Here is a 19,155-nt window from a genome sequence, read left to right on the forward strand (position 1 = left end):
CCGGCGATGAAATTCTGGCGACGAAACGCCGCCCTGGCGGCGATGCCGGTGCTTAATCCTCATCGCGTGCGCACGCCGTGGAGCGAGTTCTGGCGGCGCTTTAAACAGCAGCCGCTGGCGCTGGCGGCCGGGGTATTTGTGCTGCTGCTGATAATCAGCGCGTTATTGGCGCCCTGGCTGGCGCCGTTTGACGCGGAAAACTTTTTTGATTATGACCGGCTTAACGAAGGGCCGTCGGCCATGCACTGGCTGGGGGTGGATTCCCTGGGGCGCGATATTTTCAGCCGCATCCTGATGGGCACGCGCATTTCGCTGGCGGCGGGCTTTTTTTCCGTCTTGCTCGGCATGGTCATCGGCACGGTGATGGGCCTGGTGGCCGGGTTTTATGAAGGCTGGTGGGACCGGCTGATTATGCGGATCTGCGACGTGTTGTTTGCCTTTCCGGGTATTTTGCTGGCTATCGCCGTGGTGGCGATTATGGGCAGCGGCATGGCGAATGTGATTATCGCCGTGGCGATTTTCAGCATTCCGGCGTTTGCCAGGCTGGTGCGCGGCAATACGCTGGTGCTCAAGCACCAGACCTTTATTGAATCGGCGCGCAGTATCGGCGCGTCGGACCGCACCATCCTGCTGCGCCATATTCTGCCGGGGACGATGTCTTCCATCGTGGTGTATTTTACCATGCGTATCGGCACCTCGATTATCACCGCCGCCAGTTTGTCATTCCTGGGGCTGGGCGCGCAGCCGCCGATGCCTGAATGGGGGGCGATGCTGAATGAGGCGCGGGCGGATATGGTGACGGCGCCGCATATTGCCATTTTCCCGAGCCTGGCGATTTTTTTGACGGTGCTGGCGTTTAATTTGCTGGGGGATGGGTTGAGGGATGCGCTGGATCCTAAGTTAAAGAATTAAGGAGAAGGGTGCCCTGGCGGGGGCCGCGTGCGCTTTTTGGGCTTTTACTGGTGGCGCTGATGGGGTGGGTTTGCGAGGCGGAGGCTTCGTTTGCCGGAGTGGGGTTGTCAACGGGGGAGGTGGGGATTTCGCTTGCCGGAGTGGGATGTCTGCGGGTGAGGTGGGGATTTCGTTTGCCGGAGTGGGGTTGTCAACGGGTGAGGGGGGCGCTTGCCGGAGTGGGATGTCTGTGGGTGAGGTGGGGATTTCACTTGCCGCGGGCGGCGGTGTTTTATGGTGCCCCGTGCGGGCAAGCGACGAGGGGCCGGCAGTCGCCCCGGCCCCCTCGACCCCCGGGCTACCGGCAGATCGCACGCCGCTGCGCGGTGCCTTCCGTCCCGGCTCCCGCCCTGCGGCCCGCACGGCACGCGCTCCCGGCGCGGGCCTAAGCTCTCGCCGCATCCCTGCGGCTCGTCCGGTCGTGAACCGTGCCGTCAGCGTGCTTGATGCCGGTCCAACGTCAACGTCAAAATCAACGACCAAGTCAAAGTCAATGTCAAAATCAACGACCAAGTCAAAATCAAAATCAAAGTAAAAATCAAAGTGAAGGTGAAGGTCAAAAGCAGGTGGCAATAGAAAATGGCACTATCTATAGCAAGAGCCAGTGCCAAAAATAAATGCCATTGGCAGAAGCGGCAGTCAATGATAAAAGCAACAGCCACGGACCATTACCCGCAGTGCCAATCCTTCCCTATTTCCCATCCCAGGCATCGATTCTCTCCTCCCTGATCTTCACCTTGCCCTCATCATTCACCTTAAAGTAATCCTGCGCCATGCCCCCCTCCCAATCGCCATAGCTGGGATTGGGCAGCACAATATATTTGCGCCCGAATTCCTCCTGGTGACGGTTAACAAAATCCCGCCGTTGGGTATTCAGTTTATGATAGGTCTCGCCGCTGAAATCATTCAGGTTATCGCCGACATACACCACGATATCATAGCCCTGTTTTTCCACCGCCGCGAAACGCTCAACCTTATTGGAGCTGCCGCCGGTAGGTTTCAGTAATACTGTTTGCGGGCTGACGTCGGCAAAACCCAACGCCTTGAGATTATCCACCGTGGCGGTGTAGTCAGCCTGCGCGCGGTTGGAGACATAAAAAATACGACCGCCGTGCTCCAGCACATAGTGGGAGAACGCCACCGCGCCCGGCAGCGCCTTGGCCTCGCGCGCCTGATTCCATTTGCTCCAGGTAGCGTCGGTAAAGGGCTGGTGATGCTTGATCTGCCAGCCGGCGTAGGCGCTGTTATCGATCATGGTCTCATCCAGATCCACCACCACCGCCTTCTTCAGGCCGGGGCGGGCTTTGGCTTGGGTAAATGCCGTTTCGGCGGTATTGAAAGCCTGGTAGGACAGGGCGCTGATTTCGCCCGATTGCTGCATCCAGTTAACGGCAAATACCGTTTGTTCCGTGAGCTTTTGCTGTGCCGTCTCAGGCGCGGCGGCTTGCTGATGAGGAGCGCAGCCGCTTAGCAGCAGGCTGAGGGTCAAAGCGGCGAACCCGCATTTTACAGTATGCATTGTTTCTCCTTGTCGTATCCCGAAACTGTCTATAACTCAACCCATCGAAGCGGGTAATCTCAGTGTTGTCTGGCAGGGGGTATCAATTTTCAAGATAACTTAGTTATTTATAAATTAATAACATGCAATTTATTAATTATGAAACTAAAAACATCGTGCGATTGGGCACGGGAACCACGCGAGGGAATAACGGTAATGTCAGTAAGTGTAAATCCGGCGGTGATTTATCGCGCAACCGGCGGGTCATTTCTACGCTTAAGGGGAACGATAAAATGGAGAGAACACCATGCGTTGGATAACACCTCTGCTGCTGTCGGCCGGCCTGGCGTTTTTCAGCGGCCGGCTCATGGCGGCGGAACTTCAGGTCACCCAATTGCTCACGGGTATGGATCACCCCTGGTCCCTGGCATTTTTGCCGCGGGACGGCGGTATGTTGATTACCGAACGACCGGGACGGCTACGCTACTGGCAGCCCGGCCAGCCCCTTTCGGCCCCCATCGCCGGCGTGCCAAAGGTCTACGCCCACGGCCAGGGCGGGCTGTTCGATGTGGTCCTGGCCCCGGATTTTGCACAGTCGCGGCGCATTTATCTTAGCTATGCCGAAGCGGGCAAAGACGACGCGGGTACGGCGGTCGGGTATGGCCGTTTATCGGAAAATAATCTGCAACTGACCGATTTTAAAGTGATTTTCCGCCAGCAGCCCAAACTGTCCAGCGGCGAGCATTTTGGCGGACGGCTGGTATTTGACCGGCAAGGATTTCTGTTTATCAGCCTGGGCGAAAATAATCGCCGCCCCACGGCGCAGGATATGACCAAACACCAGGGCAAAATCGTCCGTTTAACCGCCGATGGCGAAATACCGCCGGATAATCCTTTTGTCCACGACGATAATGCCCGTCCGGAAATCTGGTCCCTGGGGCATCGCAATCCGCAGGGAATGGCATTAAATCCCTGGACCGGCGTCATCTGGGAGAATGAACACGGCCCTCAGGGGGGCGATGAAGTGAATATCATCACCAAAGGCGCTAACTTTGGCTGGCCGATCGCCACTTACGGCATTAACTACTCGGGTTTGAAAATCCCCGAAGCGCAGGGCGGTGTGGTCGCGGGCACGGTGCAACCCGCCTGGTATTGGCAAAAATCGCCGGCGATAAGCGGTATGGCGTTCTATAACGCCGATCGATTTCCGCAGTGGAAGAACTCGCTGTTTATCGGCGCATTAAAACAACAGGCGTTAATCAGACTGACGCTAAAGGGAGACGTTGTGAAGTCTGAACAACGCTTGCTGGAAGACCGCCATGAGCGCATCCGCGATGTGCGCGTGGGACCCGACGGCTTCGTCTACGCGCTCACCGACGAGCGGGACGGTAAATTACTCAGGCTTGGGCTGGAATAACCACCGGCCTGATAGCCGATGGCTGCGGTATCTGAACAGCGTAACGCACGCATGACGGGCAACGGCCGCCACGGGGATCGGGCGCTTCCGGCCGGGCCCGCATCGCGTCATCATGCCGATCGGCAGGCCCGGGTTAGCTCAGCGGCAGCATGACCCGCGTCTTGAAGGCATGACGGGAAGAAATGGCGTCATACCAGGTTTGCAGATGGGTACGTGGTTTGCGCTCGATATCAAGCGTAAACCAGTTATACGCCAGGCATCCGATGGGAATGTCGCCGATGCCGAATTTTTCCCCGGAAAAATAGGGGTGTTTTTCCAGAGCGGTTTCAGCGATATCCAATAATTCCTCGCATCGTTTAATGCCGTTTTCTATCAATTGTTTATCACGCTTGGCCGGTGGCGTGCGGATAAGATTGATATACACCGGCTGTAACGCCGGCGACAGGCTGGATAACGTCCAGTCCATCCATTTTTCAGAGGCGGCGCGTACCGCCGCATCCGCTAATAGCCACTGGTCCTGGCCGAATTTTGCCGCCATATAGCGTACGATGGTATTGGATTCCCAGAGCACCAAATCGTTATCATCATCCTGCAGGCAGGGCACCAGGCCGTTGGGATTTAACGCCAGGAACAGCGGATCCTTGTTTTTACCGTATTCGCCGCCAGCCGGTATTACGTTGAACGCCAGTTCAAGTTCCGCGGCGCACCACAGTACTTTTTTCACGTTCACTGAATTCTCACGACCCCAGATTGTCAACATTGCGCCTTCTCCGTTATATTTTTCTAAATAGTTGGGCAATCTTCAGCGTGGCCTAACAGGGGGTTATGCCGTAAAAAAACCGGTTTACCTGCTCCGCCTTTTATCGCCGTATTAAGCCTGATTTTAGCGCATAAAAAGAAAATGAGCTTTTCCCGGACATATCTTCATGGTTTAACCGGTCTTCATAAATTATAACCTGTAAACTATTGCGCTAATTGATAATTATCTAAACATGCATCTTTAAACGATATTTTGTTTCAAAAAAAAATAGCGCGGCAAGAATCCGCGATGTCCGCCTGGGAATTATGCTTTAATCTTGGGTTTTACGGCCATTGGCCGGGTCCATTCATTTAGGGAAAGGTATCGTTATGACAGTGATAAAAATCGTGCGCGCGGTTTTATCCGTAGGGCTGTTTGCCCTGGGGTTGCAATTGGCCCAGGCGAACAGCGATCCAAAAACCATTGTCTTCGGCGTCGCGCCGGGTCCTTATGGGGATATGGTGAAGCAGGCCATCAAGCCTGAGCTGGTAAAGAAAGGCTATACGGTGGAGGTGCGGGAGTTTAGCGACTATGTACAGCCGAATATGGCATTGGCCAACGGCAGTATTGACGCCAATCTTTTCCAGCATACGCTGTATCTGGAAAAGTTTGCCGCCGACAAAAACCTGAAGGTGAGTAAACTTATCACCGTGCCCACCGCCAGCATGGGTTTCTATTCGCATAAAATCACCGCCATCCGCGAGCTCAAAAAGGGCGATATCATCACGCTATCAAATGATCCCACCAACCTGGCGCGCGGCCTGCGTTTTCTGGAAAAACTGGGTCTGATTAAAATCAAGGCGGATATCGACCCCACCAAAGCCTCCGAACGCGATATCGCCCTGAATCCGCGCGGCCTGGTATTCAAGCCGCTGGAGGCCGCCCAGTTGCCGCGCACCCTAGACAGCGCCAGCGGCGCGCTGGTCAACGGCAACTTTGCCATTGCCGCGGGCCTGAAGATGTCATCGGCCCTGGCGCTGGAAACGCTGGATGAAAATCTGAAAAATGTCATTGCGGTACGCACCGACGATTTGGATAAACCTTTTGTCAAAGACATCAAGGCCGCGGTGGAATCGCCGGCGTATGCTGCGGTGATTAACCAACCCGGCTCGATGTTCAGCCAATTCCAGAAACCCGAATGGATGCAGGCCGCCCCCCAGGTTAAACCCTGACCAAGCCCCTGCCGGCACTCTTGTTCGGCAGGCGGTTTTCCGCTTTGGATGTGATTTTGGAGTATGCGGATAATGATTCAGTTAGACCATATCAGCGTGGATTTCCCACAGGGAAAGCAACCGGGCGCCCGTGCGGTGGACGACGTCAGCCTGCGGATTAAACGCGGTGAAATCTACGGTATCGTCGGCGCCAGCGGGGCGGGCAAAAGCACGCTGCTGCGCACCATCAACCTGCTCCAGCGGCCAAGCGCCGGCGAAGTTATCGTTAACGACGTCCGGGTCAGCGCGCTTTCCGGCGGCGCGCTGCGCCGGCAACGGCAAAAAATCGGCATGATTTTCCAGCATTTTAACCTGATGCATACGCGCACGGTGGCGGCGAACGTCGCCTTCAGCCTGCGGGCGGCCGGCAAATCCTCCGGTGATATCGCCCGGCGGGTACCGGAAATCCTGGCGCTGGTGGGCCTGGCCGATAAGGCGGCGGCCTTCCCGGCACAGCTTAGCGGCGGGCAAAAACAGCGGGTCGGCATCGCACGCGCCATCGCTAACCAGCCTGAGGTGTTGCTGTGTGACGAGCCGACCTCGGCGCTGGATCTGGAAACATCGGCATCAATACTGACGCTGCTTAAGGAAATCAATGTCCGCCTCGGCATTACCATTGTATTGATTTCCCATGAAATGACGGTCATCAAGACCATCTGCGACCGCGTGGCGGTGATGACCGGGGGGAAAGTGGTGGAGGAAGGGGCGGTTTTTGACATTTTCGCCACGCCCCGGCACGAATTTACCCGGCAACTGGTTTCGCATACCTTTAATCTGGAGCTGCCGCCCCGCTTAATGCAGGATTTACGCGGTACCCTGTTGAAAATATTGTTTGTCGGCGCCTCCGCCGAGCAGCCGGTGCTGTCGGATGTCGCCACGCGTTTCGGCGTGTCGGTGAATATCCTGCACGGAAAAATTGAGTATATCGGCTACCGCGCGTTGGGCGTGCTGGTGGCGCTGTTAACCCATCCCACCCGGCCGGAACAGGTTGCCCTGGCGGTCACCTATATCCAGGAAAATACCGCGCGCGTGGAGGTGCTGCATGGCTGATTTATGGCTCGATCTTTTTGCCGCGTTTGGCGAAACCTTCCAGATGGTAGGGATCGCCACGCTGTTTGCCATTATCGGCGGCCTGCCGCTGGGCTTTCTCATCTATGTCACCGACCGCCATCTGTTCTGGCAAAACCGCGCCCTCTATCTTAGCGGCACGGTGCTGGTAAATATCATCCGTTCGATACCCTTTGTCATCCTGCTGGTGCTGCTGCTGCCGTTAACGCAATTGTTGCTGGGCAACACCATCGGGCCCATCGCCGCGGCCGTGCCGTTATCCGTGGCGGCCATCGCGTTTTATGCCCGTCTGGTGGATGGCGCGCTGCGCGAAGTGGATCCCGGCATTGTCGAGGCTGCCGAAGCCTTTGGCGCCAGCCCGATGCGCATCATCTGCACGGTGTTATTACCGGAGGCGCTGGCGGGTCTATTACGAGGGTTGACCATCACCCTGGTCAGCCTTATCGGCTATTCCGCCATGGCGGGGATTGTCGGCGGCGGTGGGGTGGGCGACCTGGCCATCCGTTTTGGTTATTACCGCTATGAAACCAACGTTATGATCATTACCGTGGTGGCGCTGGTTATTTTAGTCCAGATAGTCCAGGTGTTGGGCGACGCCCTGGCACAACGCGCCGACCGGCGCAGTAAACGCTAAACCGCCGCCCGCCGTCAGGCGGCGGTAAGATAAAAAAATGTAAAAAGAGCTGAAAATTGATCGCCGTTGCGGCAAAGTTGAACTGTTTCGCATAGACTTAATGTGTTTGCACGGCTGACAAACCAGCACACAAATTTAAAACGGGTATGATGATCAGGAACATCGCTATGTTTATGGTTTTGCCCATCATCCCAAGGTATGGCTTTGTCATCAAACTCTGTTGGGATCTCTACCGTGAGTAACGCGGTTACCATTGTTGAAGGGATACTCTGGCCACGCCATGAAGAATGACATTTTTCCACAAAAAAAAACCACCCTGACCCTGGGCGCACTGCTGGTGCTGGCCCTCATCCCCGCAGCCCGGGCCGATACGCCGCCCGCCGCGCCGGAAGTAAACGCCAAGGCGTTTATCCTGATGGATTATCAAAGCGGCAAAGTGCTGGCGGAGTCAAATGCCGATCTGCGTCTCGACCCCGCCAGCCTGACAAAAATCATGTCCAGCTATGTGATTGGGCAGTCCCTGAAGGCCAAAAAAATCACGGAGCAGGATAAAGTCACCATCGGCAAGGATGCCTGGGCCACGGGTAACCCGGTACTGCGCGGTTCGTCGCTGATGTTCCTGAAGCCCGGAGAGCAGGTCTCCGTGGCGGATCTGAACAACGGGGTGGTGATCCAGTCGGGCAACGATGCCAGTATCGCCCTCGCGGATTATGTCGCCGGCAGTCAGGATGCGTTTGTCAGCCTGATGAACAAATATGTCGACGTCATGGGATTGAAAAATACCCATTTCCTCACCGTGCATGGGCTGGATGCCGAAGGGCAATACAGCACCGCGCGGGATATGGCGATCATCAGCCAGGCGCTGATTCGGGATGTCCCGGACGAATATGCCCTGCATAAACAAAAAGAATTCACCTATAACAAGATTAAACAGCTCAACCGCAACCGGCTGTTATGGAACAGCAATCTCACCGTGGACGGCATCAAGACCGGTTATACCGATGGCGCGGGCCATAACCTGGTGGCGTCGGCTATCACCCCTGGCGGCATGCGGCTGATTTCGGTGGTGCTGGGCGCGCCCACCGACGGGGTGCGTTTTCGCGAGAGCGAAAAAATCCTCACCTGGGGCTTCAATTTTTATGAAACGCTGACGCTGATTCCCGCCGGCAAACCCTTTACCCGCCAGCGGGTCTGGTTCGGCGATCGCAGTGAGGTGGACTTGGGCGTGGCGCAGGATGCGTCTGTTACCTTGCCTAAAGGCCAGATGAAAAACCTGAAGGCGTCATTTACCCTGGCGTCTCCTCATCTTGAGGCGCCGCTGGCTCGCCACCAGGTGGTAGGAACCATTGATTTTCAACTGGACGGCAAGGTTGTCGAACAACGCCCGCTTGTGGTGCTCGATGAAGTGCAGAAAGGCGGCTTTTTCCGCAACATCTGGGATTGGATCCTGCAGACCATACACGGCTGGTTTGGCAAATAGGCCGTCTCGTCTTCCGTTATTATGATGCCTCCCAGCGGGAGGCATTATCCCACCTTATTCCAGCAGCTTATACAGAATCGCCGACAGCGCGATAAAGCCTATGGCCCAAACAAAATAATTGCTGGCCGCGCCGCGATAGCGGGCCATGGCCGGCACCTTGGCTATGGCATACATGGGCAGCAGAAAAAGCAGCATGGCGATAATCGGGCCGCCCAGCATTTCAATAATACCCAGGATGCTGGGGTTGATGGTCGCCACCAGCCAGGTCGACGCCAGCATAAACAGCCCCGTCAGCCGGTGCAGTGTAACCTCATGGACGGTTCTGCCCGGCTTGCGCAGCGCCTTATCCAGCAGGCTGATAAAGCCCTCGCTGGCGCCGAGGTAATGGCCGAGGAAGGATTTGGTTATCGCGACAAACGCCACGACCGGCGCCAAAAAACCGATAAAGGGATTGTTGAAGTGATTGGCCAGGAAGGACAGGATGGAGATATTTTGCGTTTTGGCGTGCGCCAGGTCCTGGGGCGAGAGGCTAAGGACGCAGCTGAAAACGAAAAACATCACCGTCAGCACCATCAGGATGTTGCTGTATAATAAAATGCGCGAGCATTTTTGCTCGGCGTTATCGCCGTATTCCTTTTTTTTCGACATGGCGAAGGCGGAAATGATGGGTGAATGGTTAAACGAGAATACCAGCACCGGCACCGCCAGCCACAGGGTATGCCATAACCCGCCGTTTCCTGTGCCGCGAAGCGGCAGGGCGGTATGGAAAATGTCGGTGCTCCAGTGCGGCACCAGGAACGCGCCCAGGAACAACAGCACCGCGACAAAGGGGAATACCAGCATGCTCATGACCTTGACGATAATCTCCTTGCCCAGGCGGATGACGGTCATCAGGCCCATGATCAAGATCAGCGACAGCAGCGCGCGCGGCGGCGCGGTAAGGTGCAATTGATGGGTAATAAAACTGTCGACGGTATTGGTGATGGCGACGCCGTAGACCAGCAGAATGGGGTAAATGGCAAAAAAATAAAGCAGGGTAATCACCTGGCCCGCCCGGGCGCCGAAGTGTTGCTCAATCACGTCGGTAATATCCCGGCACGCGCCGTCGCCCGACAACACCAGGCGGCATAAAGCGCGATGGGCGAAAAAGGTCATGGGGAACGCAATCAGCGCCATGATGATCAGCGGCACCAGGCCCCCGATACCTGCATTGATGGGCAAAAACAGCACCCCGGCGCCGATAGCCGTGCCATAAAGCCCCATCATCCAGACAGCATCCGTTTTGCTCCAGGATGCCGACGCGGTCCGATGGGCCAGTGTTTCCGTGGTGGCTTGAGTTGTATCCATTATATCTCCAAAAAACAAAGCGGAACGAATAATATATAAACTGCAAAGGCTTATTACATAGCCGCTTTTATTGCAATAGCAGTTACGAAAAACAGTAAGAGCGAGTCATCAGGTAAATAATATTGGGCGGTGAGATCAGATGGACATAATATAGAATTTGTTCGGGATATTCATGCGCTATGTTGATTTTTTTGATCTAAGTCGATTATTTAATGGTGCAGTACGGGTTAGGTTAATGCGTAATAATAATAACTCCTGCTATAATATTTGTAATGGTTCATTAACGTTAAGGTTAACTAACGCTTTAATATAATGATATTTTTTGGCATTGGCGGCATTTTTTTTCGACCTGCCGCCGTCATGAGATTAATGCCTGCCCAATAGCCTGCACCCCTATAACGCTATTATGCGGCCAAGCACCTAATGTCGGCATTTATTATTGCTGTTATTATGAATTATCTTTTAATTAATTTACTGTAATTGAATTAGTCATTTTTCGTGGAATAATAGGGGATAATACGGCCCCGGCCCCGGCCCCGGCCCCGGCCCAGCGACCAGACTAAAAAATCGCTGTCCGGCCTGCAGGTGGCGACGTCAGCGCAGGGGCGCAGGTTGTAGCGGGGAAACCGCCGCTCGATGCGCCAGGCAACCGTTATGACCGGGGGAATGGCGGACAATAAAAAACCCGAAAGTCTTGAACCTAATAGGCGGGACGATCGGGCTCCTCAATTTGGGGACATCAAAGAAAAGCAGTGGCACATATTCAGACTGCGGCCATAAGCGAAAGTTCTGCGTTAGATCAAAAAAATCTCATTTCCGAACGGCGCCATGAGCGCCGTGCTTATGCGTCGGCGCCCGCGCCGTACGGCAGCAGCCGGCAACGCGTACGGCCGACCCGGCGCGCGCGGCCGGTGGCTGCTGTTTATGTAAAAAAATTAATGTAAGAGGGCGGCGTGTCATCATAAGAAAAAACTGAAATTTTCATTTTATTGCCACGCCGCCATGGATAGAAAAGGTCTGATGGTGGCAAAAAGCGTTTCAGCGCCGCGCCCTGGGCAAAAAAAGAAATTATTTTATTTACCGTAAAAAAGTCAGGCTAATGACAAGGTTGGAAGATTATCATCGGTATTATATGTCCATCGGGGTGTGATTGTTCTCTCACAATGAATAACAAAATTTCATTCTTGCGTAACAAATCAGCCACCTTAATAAGCATGGGCCATAACTTTATTGTTACCAGCAACTGTTTGATAATTATGAGATTATAAAGTATATTCATTAGAATAAAATCTTAGAATACACAATTATTGCCGCCAGGTAAGCGTCCCGGGATTTGACGGTTACCGGACGTTCGCCTTTGGCGCCGTTTTTCCCTCGACGCCGGGAAAATATACGTCATTTTATCGCGGTAAACATTTTCTGCCGATGACCGGCGGCCGGGGATGATCTGGGCGGCATTCATCACCGGGAAATCGCGTTTTTTTCTAGGGCGTTTTGATCACAGCGTGAATTATGGGAGGCAAAAATGGCGCTCTACCGGCATTGGGCTGGAACCATAAGCAGTGCTGTACTGTTCGGCGTAATCTTTGCCAGCCAGGTCAGCGGCTTCGAAGTGATGAAGACCGGGGATCACGGTGCGGCATTTGGCCTGCTGCTGTTTTTACTGCCCGGCATCGTCGGCAGCCTGCTGTTGCATGAGAATAAAATCATCAATCCGATCGTGGGCGCCCTGATCGCTTCGCCTTTTTGCCTGCTGCTGTTTTACCTCGGACATGGTTTATCCATCAGCCTGTGGTATCAGCTTGCCTACATGTTAAGCGCGGTATTCTGGTGCGCCTGCGGCGCGCTGGGGTGTTACTTTGCCGGCGTGATATACAAAGGGGCGGCGCATTGACGGCGGCATAAAAGAATAAAGCCAGCCCGGGCTGGCTTCCATCGCAGTGATGCAGTAATAAAGCAGTGCGGATTATTGCTGGTAAAGACTGAGGTTTTCTTTCGCGTAAGCTTCAAAATCAGTGCAGCCGCCGATATGAACCTGATCGACGAAGATTTGCGGCACGGTTTCCACGGGTTTGCCGACGGTTTTCGACAGGTCGGCCTTGGATATGCCTTCCGCATGGATATCGACATAACGGAAAGAGAAGTCATCCCGTTCAGCGGTCAGTTTTTCAGCCAGCTCTTTAGCGCGCACACAATAAGGACAGCCCGGACGTCCAAAAATGACAGCAAACATATACACTCCTTAACGCATAAAAGAAAAAACGAAACGAATCTTTGCACTCGGTTATGCTTTTCGCTGTCAGCTACTATGCCTGTGACCTGCGTCAAAAAAAAGCAGAAAATACCTTTTAGTCCAATGCATCCCGCCTATCTGTTTCATGCGCGAGCAAACCGTCCCGGGACGCTAAACTTTTCTCGACCCGCGCCCGCGGGCGGATTATTATGAGCCGGTCCACTATGATCAATCTGGGTAAACCGTGAAAATAGCCATTTTATCCCGGGACGGCACCCTGTTTTCCTGCAGGCGACTGCGGGAAGCGGCCGAATTCCGACGTCATAGCGTGGATATCATCGATCCGCTCTCCTGCTATATGAACATCAATTGCGACGCGCCCGCCATTCATTACCGCGGCAATCGCCTGGCGCATTACGATGCGGTTATCCCGCGGATCGGCACCGCCATCACCTTTTACGGCACCGCGGTCTTGCGCCAGTTTGAAATGCTGGGCAGCTATGCGCTGAACGGTTCTTCGGCCATTACCCGCGCCAGGGATAAACTGCATTCCCTTCAACTGCTGGCAAAAGAGGGCATCGATCTGCCGGTGACGGGCTTTGCCGATTCCCCGGACGATACCGGCGATCTGATTGCCATGGTGGGCGGGGCGCCCCTGGTGGTGAAGCTGGTGGAAGGCACTCAGGGCATCGGCGTGGTGCTGGCTGAAACATCCCAGGCCGCCAAGAGTGTTATCGACGCCTTTCGCGGCTTGAAGGCGCAGTTTCTGGTGCAGGAATATATTCAGGAGGCGAAAGGCTGCGATATCCGGTGCCTGGTGGTGGGCAACCGGGTGGTGGCGGCTATCGAACGCCAGGCCGAAGCGGGAGATTTCCGCTCCAATCTTCATCGGGGCGGTTCGGCCCGCAAAATTGTCATTACCCCCCGGGAGAGGGCGGTGGCCATCAAGGCGGTCAGCACTTTGGGGCTTGATGTGGCCGGCGTCGATATCCTGCGGGCGCGGCGCGGGCCCTTGGTGATGGAGGTCAATGCCTCGCCGGGCCTGGAAGGGGTGGAAACCGCCACCGGCACCGATATTGCCGGAATGATGATTGAATACATCGAACAGCACGGCCAGAAAATGTTAAAACCGGGCAATACCTTGTAAATCCACCGTACCCGCGGCAAAAAGGGCATTTTCAGATTTTGTCCCGGGGGGCGGACATTGGTCTGACCTATGGTGATTAATGAGAAAGCTATCTATTAAAAATCAATATGATGTTGTTTGCCGCGCAATAGCGCGCCGCGCGCCGCTACGCCCGGATAACCGGCCGGGCCGACTGTTAAAATAATTTCCTGCGTTTGTCCATGGCACCTTTGACGATTATTCCGTAAGCTATGCCCCGTTTCGCATTTTTCATTTAGAGGTTGGCCTTCATGGATTCACTTGTTGTCCCGGATCTGGACATCCTTAGACGCTGGCTGGAAAAGCTCAGCCTGACGTTTTTCGAGTGTGACTCCTGCCAGGCGTTGCATCTGCCGCATATGCAAAATTTTGACGGTATCTTCGATGCCAAAGTTGATTTGGTCGATAACGTCATTTTATTTTCCGCCCTGGCGGAGGTGCGTCCCACCGCGCTGATAGCGCTGGTGGGGGATTTAAGTCAGATAAATGCCAGTTCGCTGACGGTGAAGGCCTTTATCGATATTCAGGACGATAACTTGCCCAAGCTGGTGGCGTGCCAGGCGTTAAGCATTGAGGTGGGCGTGACCTTTGGTCAGTTTAAACATTTTATGCAGCAGTCCGAAGAACAGATTTCCATGCTGATTCTGGAAGCGCGTGCCAATGATTTGCTGTTTATTGACGGCGAAGAACAGCCCGCCGACGCCAAAAATACCCTTCCGGTTATCCATTGATCTGCCGCCTGCCGCAGGCGGCGTGCCCTCCCGGTACCTTCCCATCATTTATGCTGTCGTTGCGCCCGCGCGAGCGCAGATCCTTTGTCATTTATGCGTCCAATACCAGATTTGTTCACTAATTAGTGAATAATTAATCGATTAAAGCCATTTTTTTTGCGGATCGCTGGCGTCGCAGTGGCGCTGCGGTTATGCTTGCGATGCTGCGCGTGATCCGTCGGACAACCGTTTTCATAACGTTATCTCCCCGCGCGCGTCCGCGGGGGATCGGCTATTCACGGTGCCGCCAACAGCCGCTGCGCTTATTTAAGCACTGTATACCGGCGACGTTATACAGAAATATCTTTTATTGACCGGGATTTGGAGGAAGCAACGGATGTTCACCCAACGTAAAAAATGGTTGTCGGGTATAGTTGCCGGCCTGCTGATGGCTGCGTCCGTCACCGCATCAGGTGCGGAACAAAAAACGCTGCATGTCTATAATTGGTCGGATTATATTGCGCCGAACACCGTGCCGGATTTTGAAAAACAAACCGGCATAAAAGTCATCTATGATGTTTTCGACTCCAATGAAGTATTGGAGGGTAAACTGATGGCCGGCAGTACCGGCTTTGACGTGGTGGTGCCTTCCGCCAGTTTCCTGGAGCGACAGTTAACCGCCGGGGTATTCCAGCCTTTGGATAAAAGTAAACTGCCGAATTATAAAAATCTGGATCCGGAATTATTGAAACTTATCAGCCAGCACGATCCTGATAACAAATATGCCATTCCCTATATGTGGGCTACCACCGGCATTGCCTATAACGTCGATAAGGTCAAAGCCATTCTGGGCGCGGACGCGCCGGTAAACAGCTGGGATCTGGTGTTAAAACCGGAAAACCTGGCGAAGCTGAAAAGCTGCGGCGTTTCATTCCTTGATGCGCCCTCGGAGATATTCGCCACCGTCCTCAATTACCTGGGCAAGGATCCGAACAGCGCCAACGCCGCGGATTATACCGGGCCGGCCACCGATCTGCTGTTAAAGCTGCGCCCCAGCATCCGTTATTTCCATTCCTCGCAATATATCAACGATTTGGCAAATGGGGACATTTGCGTTGCCATCGGCTGGGCCGGCGACGTGATGCAGGCGGCAAATCGCGCGAAGGAAGCGAAGAACGGCGTTCATATCGCCTATAGTATTCCTAAGGAAGGCGCGCTGGCGTTTTTTGACGTGCTGGCGATTCCGGCCGACGCCAAAAATACCGACGAGGCCTATCAGTTCCTTAATTTTCTGATGGACCCCCAGGTTATTGCCCAGGTCAGCAATCAGATATTCTATGCCAACGGCAATAAAGCGGCCACGCCGCTGGTCAATGAAGAGGTGCGCAATAATCCCGGCATTTATCCGCCGCCCGAGGTGCGCGCTAAATTATTTAGCCTTAAAGTTCAGCCACCGCAAATAGACCGGGTTATCACCCGTGCCTGGACCAAGGTAAAAAGCGGCAAGTAATCTGCCCGCCGCAGGGTTGACATTATGCTAACCAACAGGCGGTTTCATACCGCCTGTTATGCTATTTCAGAGACGGTAGACGATTAACGATTATCCGTTTCTTCTGTTCCGGAGAGTCATGTCAGTGAACGATGCCATACCCCGCCCACAGCCCAAAACCCAGAAAATGGTAACGCCATTGCTGGAGATTCGCAATTTGACCAAAACCTTCGACGGCCAGTCGGCGGTCGATGATGTCAGTTTAACGATCTATAAAGGGGAAATGTTTGCTTTATTGGGCGCGTCAGGCTGTGGTAAATCCACGCTGCTGCGGATGCTGGCGGGCTTTGAACAACCCACCCATGGCCAGATTGTGCTCGACGGCCAGGACCTGTCCCATATGCCGCCGTATCAACGGCCCATTAATATGATGTTCCAGTCCTATGCGCTGTTTCCGCATATGACGGTGGAACAGAATATTGCCTTCGGCTTGAAGCAGGATAAACTGCCGCGCGCCGAGATTAAGCAACGCGTGGCGGAGATGCTGGCGATGGTGCATATGCAGGAATTCGCCGCCCGCAAGCCCCATCAGCTTTCCGGCGGCCAGCGCCAGCGCGTGGCGCTGGCGCGCAGCCTGGCTAAACGGCCAAAGCTATTGCTGCTTGACGAGCCGATGGGCGCGCTGGATAAAAAATTACGCGACCGCATGCAGCTGGAAGTGGTGGATATCCTGGAACGCGTCGGGGTGACCTGTGTGATGGTGACGCACGATCAGGAAGAGGCCATGACCATGGCCGGACGCATCGCCATTATGAACCGGGGCAAGTTTGTGCAAATCGGCGAGCCGGAAGAGATTTATGAGCACCCCAACAGCCGCTTCAGCGCCGAATTTATCGGTTCGGTCAATATGTTCGACGGCCTGCTGGTTGAGCGTCACGACGATGCGCTCATTATCCAAAGTCCCGGCCTGGTGCACCCGCTGCAGGTGAACTCCGATGTCTCGGTGGTTGACGGCGTGCCGGTGCATGTGGCGCTGCGGCCGGAAAAAATCATGCTGTGCGAGGAGGTGCCCGCGGACGGCTTTAACTTTGCCGTCGGCGAAGTGGTCAATATCGCCTATCTCGGCGATCTCTCCATTTACCATGTGCTGCTGCAAAGCGGCCAGACCATCAGCGCGCAGCTGCAAAATGCGCACCGTTACCGAAAAGGCACGCCGACCTGGGGGGATGAAGTGCGTCTCTGTTGGGATGCGGACAGCTGTGTTGTGCTGACGGTATAGGACAGGGGAACATCATGTCTGCATCTGACGAAAAATTACTGCCCCCGCCGGCCGTCGATCGGGTCAACACCCCCCGCATCTTGACAAGGCTGCAGATGCGCCATGGGCGCAAGGCGGTGATTTTTCTGCCGTACCTGTGGCTGTTGCTGCTGTTTATGCTGCCGTTCCTGATTGTTTTCAAAATCAGCATGGCGGAGATGGCCCGGGCGATCCCGCCCTACACCGACCTGGTCAGCTGGCTCGACGGTAAGCTGGATATCTCGCTGAACCTGGCCAATTACCTGCAACTGCTGGACGATCCGCTGTATATCGAGGCTTATCTGCAATCACTGCAGGTCGCGGCCGTTTCCACCTTTTTCTGCCTGCTGATAGGCTACCCGATGGCCTGGGCGGTGGCCCACAGTAAACCCTCGACGCGCAATATCCTGCTGTTGCTGGTTATCCTGCCGTCGTGGACGTCATTTTTAATCCGGGTCTACGCCTGGATGGGGATCCTGAAAAACAACGGTATTCTCAATAACGTCCTGCTGTGGCTCGGCGTTATCGATCAGCCGCTGGTGATCCTGCATACCAATCTGGCGGTATATATCGGAGTGGTCTATGCCTATCTACCGTTTATGATCCTGCCCATTTATACCGCGCTGACGCGGCTGGATTATTCCCTGGTGGAGGCATCGCTCGATCTCGGCGCCCGGCCGATGAAAACCTTTTTCCAGGTGATTGTTCCCCTGACCAAAGGCGGCATTATCGCCGGCTCGATGCTGGTGTTTATTCCGGCGGTGGGCGAATACGTGATTCCGGAGCTGCTCGGAGGCCCCGACAGCATCATGATCGGGCGCATTTTATGGCAGGAATTTTTCAATAACCGCGATTGGCCGGTGGCGTCCGCGGTAGCGGTTATCATGCTGCTGCTGCTGATCGTGCCGATTATGTGGTTCCATAAACATCAGAATAAAACCCTGGGGGATCGGGCATGAATACGCTACCTGTCGTGCGTTCGCCCTGGCGCATCGTGATTTTAATCACCGGGTTTACCTTTTTGTACGCCCCGATGCTGATGCTGGTTATCTACTCGTTCAACAGCTCGAAACTGGTCACGGTATGGGCCGGATGGTCGACGCAGTGGTATGGCGTCCTGGTCAATGACCAGGCGATGCTAAGCGCCGTGTCGCTCAGCCTGACGCTGGCGGCCGCCACCGCCACCATGGCGGTGATCCTGGGTACCCTGGCGGCGGTGGTGATCGTGCGTTTCGGCCGCTTTCGCGGCGCCAACGGGTTCGCCTTTATGCTGACCGCGCCGCTGGTGATGCCGGATGTGATAACCGGCCTGTCGCTGCTGCTGCTGTTCGTGGCGCTGGGGCACGCCATCGGCTGGCCGGCGGAGCGCGGCATGTTCACCATCTGGCTGGCGCACGTGACGTTTTGTACCGCCTACGTGGCGGTGGTGGTCAATTCCAGGCTGCGCGAGCTGGATGCCTCCATCGAGGAAGCCGCGCTGGATCTGGGCGCCACGCCCATCAAGGTGTTTTTTATTATAACGCTGCCGATGATTGCCCCGGCCATAGTATCCGGCTGGCTGCTGGCCTTTACCCTGTCGCTCGATGATCTGGTCATCGCCAGTTTTGTCGCCGGTCCGGGGGCCACCACGTTGCCGATGCTGGTGTTCTCAAGCGTCAGGATGGGGGTAAATCCGGAAATCAATGCCCTGGCCACCATCATCCTGGGCGTGGTCGGCATTATCGGCCTGATCGCCTGGTGGCTGATGTCCCGCGCTGAAAAGCAACGCCTGCGGGATCGCCAGCGGGCGGCCCGTGGCTGATTGCGCAGATTACTGCTAGTCTTTATCCGTGTGCCGCTGTTTAATACGGCGTAAT

17 protein-coding genes are annotated in these 19,155 nt (G+C 54.9%); 13 read left to right on the forward strand and 4 right to left on the reverse strand.

The annotated features are described in order from the left end of the window. Positions 1-6 precede the first annotated feature (6 nt). The gene (gene gsiD, locus ACL2XQ_RS06490; RefSeq protein ID WP_413722364.1) at positions 7-912 is read left to right on the forward strand and encodes a glutathione ABC transporter permease GsiD; all 906 of its coding nucleotides are present in this window, start codon (positions 7-9) and stop codon (positions 910-912) included. 730 nt (positions 913-1,642) lie between these two features. Here the strand turns inward: gsiD and ACL2XQ_RS06495 are convergent. After that, on the reverse strand, positions 1,643-2,470 hold the full coding sequence (locus tag ACL2XQ_RS06495) for a 5'-nucleotidase, lipoprotein e(P4) family (protein ID WP_413740159.1): 828 nt from the start codon (positions 2,468-2,470) through the stop codon (positions 1,643-1,645). A 286-nt stretch (positions 2,471-2,756) separates the two neighbouring features. Here ACL2XQ_RS06495 and ACL2XQ_RS06500 point away from each other — a divergent pair, with 286 nt between their 5' ends. Beyond that, entirely contained in the window at positions 2,757-3,866 is a 1,110-nt protein-coding gene (locus ACL2XQ_RS06500; protein ID WP_410015946.1) for a PQQ-dependent sugar dehydrogenase, read from the forward strand. Positions 3,867-3,999: 133 nt separating this feature from the next. Here ACL2XQ_RS06500 and ACL2XQ_RS06505 read toward each other — a convergent pair whose 3' ends face one another. Further along, entirely contained in the window at positions 4,000-4,626 is a 627-nt protein-coding gene (locus tag ACL2XQ_RS06505; protein ID WP_410015945.1) for a glutathione S-transferase family protein, read from the reverse strand. A 368-nt stretch (positions 4,627-4,994) separates the two neighbouring features. Here ACL2XQ_RS06505 and ACL2XQ_RS06510 point away from each other — a divergent pair, with 368 nt between their 5' ends. The 4 genes from ACL2XQ_RS06510 (at position 4,995) to ACL2XQ_RS06525 (ending at position 9,058) form a co-directional block, all read left to right on the forward strand. Continuing rightward, positions 4,995-5,837, forward strand: coding sequence for a MetQ/NlpA family ABC transporter substrate-binding protein (locus ACL2XQ_RS06510; protein WP_413722367.1), 843 nt, complete (start codon positions 4,995-4,997; stop codon positions 5,835-5,837). A 72-nt stretch (positions 5,838-5,909) separates the two neighbouring features. Beyond that, on the forward strand, positions 5,910-6,926 hold the full coding sequence (locus ACL2XQ_RS06515; RefSeq protein WP_413730723.1) for a methionine ABC transporter ATP-binding protein: 1,017 nt from the start codon (positions 5,910-5,912) through the stop codon (positions 6,924-6,926). Continuing rightward, a complete protein-coding gene (locus tag ACL2XQ_RS06520; protein ID WP_410015942.1) occupies positions 6,919-7,578 on the forward strand; it encodes a methionine ABC transporter permease in 660 nt (219 codons plus the stop codon). The genes ACL2XQ_RS06515 and ACL2XQ_RS06520 overlap by 8 nt, the downstream gene beginning before the upstream one ends. Before the next feature lie 280 nt (positions 7,579-7,858). Next, the gene (locus ACL2XQ_RS06525) at positions 7,859-9,058 is read left to right on the forward strand and encodes a serine hydrolase (RefSeq protein WP_410015941.1); all 1,200 of its coding nucleotides are present in this window, start codon (positions 7,859-7,861) and stop codon (positions 9,056-9,058) included. Between the two features lie 54 nt (positions 9,059-9,112). Here the strand turns inward: ACL2XQ_RS06525 and ACL2XQ_RS06530 are convergent, their stop codons facing one another. After that, positions 9,113-10,405 (reverse strand): serine/threonine transporter, encoded by a 1,293-nt coding sequence (locus tag ACL2XQ_RS06530; RefSeq protein ID WP_413740160.1) that lies wholly within the window; start codon positions 10,403-10,405, stop codon positions 9,113-9,115. A 1,525-nt stretch (positions 10,406-11,930) separates the two neighbouring features. On the opposite strand from ACL2XQ_RS06530, the gene ybjM reads away from it, so the two are divergent. Further along, on the forward strand, positions 11,931-12,299 hold the full coding sequence (gene ybjM / locus ACL2XQ_RS06535; RefSeq protein ID WP_410015938.1) for an inner membrane protein YbjM: 369 nt from the start codon (positions 11,931-11,933) through the stop codon (positions 12,297-12,299). A 72-nt stretch (positions 12,300-12,371) separates the two neighbouring features. Here the strand turns inward: ybjM and ACL2XQ_RS06540 are convergent, their stop codons facing one another. After that, positions 12,372-12,638 (reverse strand): GrxA family glutaredoxin, encoded by a 267-nt coding sequence (locus ACL2XQ_RS06540; protein WP_410015937.1) that lies wholly within the window; start codon positions 12,636-12,638, stop codon positions 12,372-12,374. 244 nt (positions 12,639-12,882) lie between these two features. On the opposite strand from ACL2XQ_RS06540, the gene rimK reads away from it, so the two are divergent. The 6 genes from rimK (at position 12,883) to potI (ending at position 19,100) form a co-directional block, all read left to right on the forward strand. Next, positions 12,883-13,785, forward strand: a complete 903-nt coding sequence (rimK, locus tag ACL2XQ_RS06545; RefSeq protein ID WP_410015936.1) for a 30S ribosomal protein S6--L-glutamate ligase — start codon at positions 12,883-12,885, stop codon at positions 13,783-13,785. Between the two features lie 269 nt (positions 13,786-14,054). Next, entirely contained in the window at positions 14,055-14,534 is a 480-nt protein-coding gene (locus tag ACL2XQ_RS06550; RefSeq protein ID WP_410015935.1) for a YbjN domain-containing protein, read from the forward strand. 376 nt (positions 14,535-14,910) lie between these two features. After that, entirely contained in the window at positions 14,911-16,023 is a 1,113-nt protein-coding gene (potF, locus tag ACL2XQ_RS06555) for a spermidine/putrescine ABC transporter substrate-binding protein PotF (protein ID WP_410015934.1), read from the forward strand. A gap of 124 nt (positions 16,024-16,147) precedes the next feature. Next, positions 16,148-17,281 (forward strand): putrescine ABC transporter ATP-binding subunit PotG, encoded by a 1,134-nt coding sequence (gene potG, locus ACL2XQ_RS06560; protein WP_410016594.1) that lies wholly within the window; start codon positions 16,148-16,150, stop codon positions 17,279-17,281. A 14-nt stretch (positions 17,282-17,295) separates the two neighbouring features. Then, on the forward strand, positions 17,296-18,258 hold the full coding sequence (potH, locus tag ACL2XQ_RS06565) for a putrescine ABC transporter permease PotH (protein WP_413740161.1): 963 nt from the start codon (positions 17,296-17,298) through the stop codon (positions 18,256-18,258). Further along, positions 18,255-19,100 carry a putrescine ABC transporter permease PotI gene (potI, locus tag ACL2XQ_RS06570; RefSeq protein ID WP_410015932.1) on the forward strand — a complete coding sequence of 282 codons (846 nt, stop codon included), beginning with the start codon at positions 18,255-18,257 and terminating at the stop codon, positions 19,098-19,100. The genes potH and potI overlap by 4 nt, the downstream gene beginning before the upstream one ends. Positions 19,101-19,155 lie beyond the last annotated feature (55 nt).

This window comes from Sodalis sp. RH14 (genome assembly GCF_047324285.1).
Taxonomy (GTDB): domain Bacteria; phylum Pseudomonadota; class Gammaproteobacteria; order Enterobacterales; family Enterobacteriaceae; genus Acerihabitans.

Excerpts from the sequence above, each read along its gene's own strand:
- gsiD (WP_413722364.1), top strand. The coding sequence starts at position 7 with ATGAAATTCTGGCGACGAAACGCCGCCCTGGCGGCGATGCCGGTGCTT.
- ACL2XQ_RS06495 (WP_413740159.1), bottom strand. The coding sequence starts at position 2,470 with ATGCATACTGTAAAATGCGGGTTCGCCGCTTTGACCCTCAGCCTGCTG.
- ACL2XQ_RS06500 (WP_410015946.1), top strand. The coding sequence starts at position 2,757 with ATGCGTTGGATAACACCTCTGCTGCTGTCGGCCGGCCTGGCGTTTTTC.
- ACL2XQ_RS06505 (WP_410015945.1), bottom strand. The coding sequence starts at position 4,626 with ATGTTGACAATCTGGGGTCGTGAGAATTCAGTGAACGTGAAAAAAGTA.
- ACL2XQ_RS06510 (WP_413722367.1), top strand. The coding sequence starts at position 4,995 with ATGACAGTGATAAAAATCGTGCGCGCGGTTTTATCCGTAGGGCTGTTT.
- ACL2XQ_RS06515 (WP_413730723.1), top strand. The coding sequence starts at position 5,910 with ATGATTCAGTTAGACCATATCAGCGTGGATTTCCCACAGGGAAAGCAA.
- ACL2XQ_RS06520 (WP_410015942.1), top strand. The coding sequence starts at position 6,919 with ATGGCTGATTTATGGCTCGATCTTTTTGCCGCGTTTGGCGAAACCTTC.
- ACL2XQ_RS06525 (WP_410015941.1), top strand. The coding sequence starts at position 7,859 with ATGAAGAATGACATTTTTCCACAAAAAAAAACCACCCTGACCCTGGGC.
- ACL2XQ_RS06530 (WP_413740160.1), bottom strand. The coding sequence starts at position 10,405 with ATGGATACAACTCAAGCCACCACGGAAACACTGGCCCATCGGACCGCG.
- ybjM (WP_410015938.1), top strand. The coding sequence starts at position 11,931 with ATGGCGCTCTACCGGCATTGGGCTGGAACCATAAGCAGTGCTGTACTG.
- ACL2XQ_RS06540 (WP_410015937.1), bottom strand. The coding sequence starts at position 12,638 with ATGTTTGCTGTCATTTTTGGACGTCCGGGCTGTCCTTATTGTGTGCGC.
- ACL2XQ_RS06550 (WP_410015935.1), top strand. The coding sequence starts at position 14,055 with ATGGATTCACTTGTTGTCCCGGATCTGGACATCCTTAGACGCTGGCTG.
- potF (WP_410015934.1), top strand. The coding sequence starts at position 14,911 with ATGTTCACCCAACGTAAAAAATGGTTGTCGGGTATAGTTGCCGGCCTG.
- potH (WP_413740161.1), top strand. The coding sequence starts at position 17,296 with ATGTCTGCATCTGACGAAAAATTACTGCCCCCGCCGGCCGTCGATCGG.
- potI (WP_410015932.1), top strand. The coding sequence starts at position 18,255 with ATGAATACGCTACCTGTCGTGCGTTCGCCCTGGCGCATCGTGATTTTA.